The organism is Streptomyces sp. NTH33 (assembly GCF_003236365.1).
Taxonomy (GTDB): Bacteria; Actinomycetota; Actinomycetes; order Streptomycetales; family Streptomycetaceae; genus Streptomyces.
In genome coordinates, this window is sequence record NZ_POTZ01000502.1 from 1 (window position 1) to 4887 (window position 4887).

General features: G+C 73.6%; 3 protein-coding genes and 1 pseudogene. All 4 read left to right on the plus strand.

From position 1 onward, the window contains the following. Positions 1-73: 73 nt before the first annotated feature. A complete protein-coding gene (locus tag C1I97_RS31545; protein WP_111006479.1) occupies positions 74-916 on the plus strand; it encodes a MetQ/NlpA family ABC transporter substrate-binding protein in 843 nt (280 codons plus the stop codon). 193 nt (positions 917-1109) lie between these two features. Then, positions 1110-1748: a GNAT family N-acetyltransferase gene (locus C1I97_RS31550; RefSeq protein ID WP_111006480.1), complete on the plus strand. Its 639-nt coding sequence runs from the start codon at positions 1110-1112 to the stop codon at positions 1746-1748. A gap of 121 nt (positions 1749-1869) precedes the next feature. Then, the gene (gene cbiE / locus C1I97_RS31555; protein WP_111006481.1) at positions 1870-3078 is read left to right on the plus strand and encodes a precorrin-6y C5,15-methyltransferase (decarboxylating) subunit CbiE; all 1209 of its coding nucleotides are present in this window, start codon (positions 1870-1872) and stop codon (positions 3076-3078) included. A 359-nt stretch (positions 3079-3437) separates the two neighbouring features. Beyond that, positions 3438-4887 (plus strand): annotated as a pseudogene (locus C1I97_RS40285) (nicotinate-nucleotide--dimethylbenzimidazole phosphoribosyltransferase); the annotation flags it as partial.

The following is a 4887-nucleotide window of genomic DNA, read 5'->3' on the forward strand; positions in this document are numbered from 1 at the left end:
CCCCTCAACGACGGCGCTTCGCGCCGCCGCCCCCTGAATCCAGGGGTCGCACCACCAAGGAAAGGCACTTTTCGTGCGTAACACCGCCAAGATCACCGCTGCTGTCCTGGCCACCGGAGCCCTCACCCTCGGGCTCACCGCCTGCGGCTCCGGTTCGGACTCCGGTTCCTCCAAGACCGACGCGAACGCCACGCTGACGGTCGCCGCCACCCCCACCCCGCAGGGCGAGATCCTCACCTACGTCAAGGACAACCTGGCGAAGAAGGCCGGCCTGAAGCTGGAGGTCAAGGAGTTCACCGACTACGTGACCCCGAACACGGCCGTCCAGCAGGGCCAGGTCGACGCCAACTACTTCCAGCACAAGCCGTACCTCGACGACTTCAACAAGAAGAACGGCACCGACATCGTCCCGGTCCCGGGCGGCACCGTGCACCTGGAGCCGCTCGGCGTGTACTCCGAGAGCGTCAAGAAGCTGGACGACCTGAAGAAGGGCGCCACCGTCGCGCTGCCCAACGACACCACCAACGAGGCGCGCGCCCTGAAGCTCCTCGAGGCCAACGGCGTGATCAAGCTCAAGGCGGGCGCCGGATACGACGCGACCCCCAAGGACATCGCCTCCAACCCGAAGAACCTCACGTTCAAGGAGCTGGAGGCGGCCCAGCTGCCGCGCTCCCTCGGTGACGTCGACGCCGCGGTGATCAACGGCAACTACGCGCTGGAGGCCAAGCTCAGCCCGGCCAGGGACGCACTCGCCGCCGAGTCCGCCGAGGGCAACCCGTACGCCAACCTCCTCACCGTGAAGAAGGGCAACGAGAACGACCCGCGCGTGAAGAAGCTGGTCGAGCTGCTCACCTCGCCCGAGGTGAAGAAGTTCATCGAGGACAAGTACGACGGCGCGGTCGTCCCGGCGTTCTGATCCGCACACCGGACCGCACACCGCCCGCCGGGTACGGTCACGGACGGGGTCCGCTCCCTCACCGGACGGGGGTCCTCCCCCACACCGTCCAGGTGGTGGGGGAGGACCCCGTGGTGCGGTTCGGTGCTTTCATGCTGCATGCTGAACAGTTCAGCAAGCCCTGACGGTTCTTCCGAAGGTTACGGAGCGGCGCATGACTAGCACCTTCCCCGACATCTCCATCAGCACGGAGCGGTTGGTGCTGCGTCCCCTGGAGGAGGACGACGTGCCCGCCCTGGCCGAGATGATGAACGACGAACAGGTCGCGGCCTGGACCGACGTCCCCCAGCCGTTCACCGAGGACGGTGCCCGCGCCTGGATCACCGAGTACGCCCCCGCCGAGCGCACCGCCGGCCGCGGCCTGCACCTCGCCGTCACCGAGTTCCTCACCCAGCGGCTGGTCGGCATCATCCAGCTGACCAGGACCAACTGGCACGTACGGTCCACCGAACTGCTGTACGTCGTCGCCCCCTGGGCCCGCGGCGAGGGCTATGCCGCCGAGGCCGCGTTGGCCACCGCCCAATGGCTCTTCCGCGACCAGGAGTTCGAACGCATCGAGCTGCGCACGGCCGCCGGCAACACCGCCTCCCAGCAGGTGGCCCAGAAGATCGGCTGCATCAGCGAGGGCGTGCTGCGCAACGCCTGCATAGCGCACGTCCGCACCGAGGACGGCACCTGGACCGACATGCGGACCGACTACATCGTGTGGAGCCTGCTGCCGGAGGACCTGGAGGGCGCGGGCGAACAACTCGCCGAGACCGGCGGCTTCACGTCGTTCCCGGACTGGAACTGACACGCCGGGACGGCGGGCCCCCACGTCCTGCCGCGCGCCGTACAACTCCACCGGGTACTCTCACGGGGCCCGCCCGGGCATCCGTACCTCATGACCTGCGCAATCCTGGAGACTGACGACGATGGCCGACCGGGTCACGGTGATCGGCTGGGACGGTTCGCCGCTGACCGACGCGGCGCGCGGCGCGCTGGGCGCCGCCACCCTCGTGGCGGGAGCCGCCCACCACCTGGCGCTGCCCGAGGTGCCGCGCACCGCCGAGCGCATCCGCCTCGGCAGCGTCGCCCTCGCCGCCCGCCGTATCGCCGCCCACCGCGGCACCGCCGTGGTGCTCGCCGACGGCGACCCGGGCTTCTTCGGGGTCGTACGGGCCCTGCGCGCACCCGAGTTCGGCCTGGAGGTCGAGGTCGTACCCGCCGTGTCGTCCGTGGCCGCCGCCTTCGCCCGCGCCGGGATGCCCTGGGACGACGCCCAGGTGGTCGTCGCACACAAGCGCACCCTGCGACGCGCGGTGAACGTATGCCGTGCCCACACCAAGGTCGCCGTGCTCACCGCCCCCGGCGCCGGACCCGCCGAGCTGGGCCTGCTCCTCGAGGGCGTCCACCGCACCTTCGTCATCTGCGAGGAACTCGGCACCGAGCGCGAGCAGGTCAGCGTCGTCACCTCCGACAAGGCCGCCGACCACACCTGGCGCGACCCCAACGTGGTCATCGTCATCGGCGGCCGGGGCGGCGCCGAGGGCGGCGGCTGGATCGCCGGACGCGACCCGGGCACCGGACCACGCGGCTGGACCCAGCCCGCCGAGGCCTACGGCGGCGGACTCGGCGAAGGAGAAACGGATCTGCTCCGGGCCGCCCAACTGGCCCGCCTCGGGCCGCGCGTCGGCGACCTGGTATGGGACATCGGCTGCGGCAGCGGCGCCTTCGCCACCGAGGCCGCGCGCGCCGGCGCCGCCGTCATCGCCGTCGACCGCGACCCCCAGGCCTGCGCCCGCACCGAGTCGGCCGCCCGCCGCTTCGGCGTCCAGCCGCAGGTGGTGCACGGCAGCGCCCCGCACGTCCTGGAGAACCTGCCCGAACCGGACGTCGTCCGCGTCGGAGGCGGGGGAGCGGCCGTGGTCTCCGCGGTCGCCGACCGGCGCCCGCAGCGGATCGTCACCCACGCCGCGACCCGGGACGCGGCCGAACTCGTCGGCCGCGACCTCACCGAGCACGGCTACCGGGTCGAGTGCGCCCTGCTGCAGTCCGTCGGACTCGACACGCGCGCGTGGACGGAGAAGGAGCGGAGCGTGGTCTTCCTGCTCAGTGGTGTGCTGCCCGAACGTGCCCCGTGATCAGGTTGTCGTACCGCGCGCGATAGGCTGGCCGATCGTCGCACCGCACCGGGTGGTCCGGAAGTTCGTTCGCCAATGTCCGTTTCAATGTCCGGAAAACCCACCCGTTCTGGGGCGGGTGTGGTACGGCGGGACCGGAGGGCGCGCAACGTGGCGCAGTCCACAGCGGACTGTCGCGGATCATGCTGTCGCGGCGGCCGGACGACCGCGAGAATGCCACTCAATGGCTTTGTCGCCTTTTCCGGGCGGGTTGTTCGTGCCGCAGGGCGCGGACGCTCGTTCTTCACCACGGGGCGGTCGGTGCGCCGTTCCGGGTGAGCTGGTCGTAGGAGCACGAAACCGATGGGCGAGGGGTACGCATGACCGACACCGGCCAGGTCCCGGGCGAAGGGCTGCCGGAGAGCGCAGGCATGGTGGAGCAGCCGGGCGTTGCCGCGCACGGTGCGTACGCCTACCTCTCCGAGTCTCCCGCCGAGGACGAAGACCTGCTGCTGCCCGGTTCCCAGGGTGCGTGGGGCAACGAGGTGCCCCCGCCCGCCCCGGAACCGGTCGTCGAGGCCGTCCACGAGCCGGGGCCGCACGAGACCTCCGGTCGTGACAGCGGCTCGGTCGACCTCACGGGCGTACGGCATCCCGACCCCCTGGGGCCCGCCGCGCCGATGCCCCCGCGCCGGCCGCTGCACCTCGGGCCGCCGATCCCGGACGCCTCCGCGAGCCCGGTCCGCTCCCTGGCCGACCGCGGCCCCGCGGGCGCCCCGGTCCGGCGCCCCGGACCGCCCGCGGCCGGTCCCGAGTACCTCGACGTCCCCCCGCTGCGCGAGATGGCCCCGCAGGGCGCCGCTCCCTGGGGCGCCCAGGCCGCCGCGGCGACTCCGGTGACCCCGGCGACTCCGCCGGTCGGCGTGGGGGCGACGGCCGCGGAAACGGCTGCCCCGGACCCGGCTGCCCCGGACCCGGCCACCGCGGTCCGGGCCGCGGCGACCCGCCTCACGACCGAGACGGACGGACAGGAGCCGGTGGACAGCCAGGCGACGGCCGACGCTGCCCTCGGCCCGGTGGGCGGTCGGATGCCCGAGGACGGTCAGGTGCCTGCGGCCGGAGTGGTGCCCGAGGGCGCGACGGAGACCGTGCCCGCCGTCGAGGCCGGGCAGCTGTCCGGGGCGGGCGGAACCGCTCCGAGCGGTCAGGTGCAGGATGCCGGGGTTGTGCCTGGCGGTGCCGTCGAGGCGACGTACGCCCCGGAGGGCGTCCAGGGCCCGGCGGACGGCCAGGTGGCCGAGGCAGACCAGGAGCCCGGAGACGCCCGGACCGCTCCCGGCGGGCAGGTGTCCGAGGCCGGGCACGCGCCCGGCGGTGCGGGCGTTGCCGCCCGTGCCGAGGAGGCCGCCGAGGTCGTGGACGCGGGCGAGCCCACCCACGCCGTGCCTGTCGCGGAGGCGGAGCCGCAGCCCGGGGCCGGCCACGAGGGCGTGCCCGCGGAGCAGGGCCCGGGCGGGACCGTTCCGGAGGCCGTGCAGGTTCCGGCAGCCGTCCCGGCCCCCGAGACGGGCCACACGGACGCCACCGAGGCACCCGCCGTCGCCCAGGAGCCGCCCGAGGCCGCGGTCGTGCCGGAGGCCGCGGTCGTGCCGGAGGCTGCGGTCGTGCCGGAAGTCGCGGTCGTGCCGGAGGCCGCAGTCGCACCGGAGACCGCGGACGACGCCGCGCAGCCATCGGTGCGGGCCGCCGTGTCTCCCGCCGACGCCCAGGCCGTGGAGCAGCCGCGCCCCGAGGCCCCGGAGACCGGCCTCCCGGACGAGGCCCCCGCCG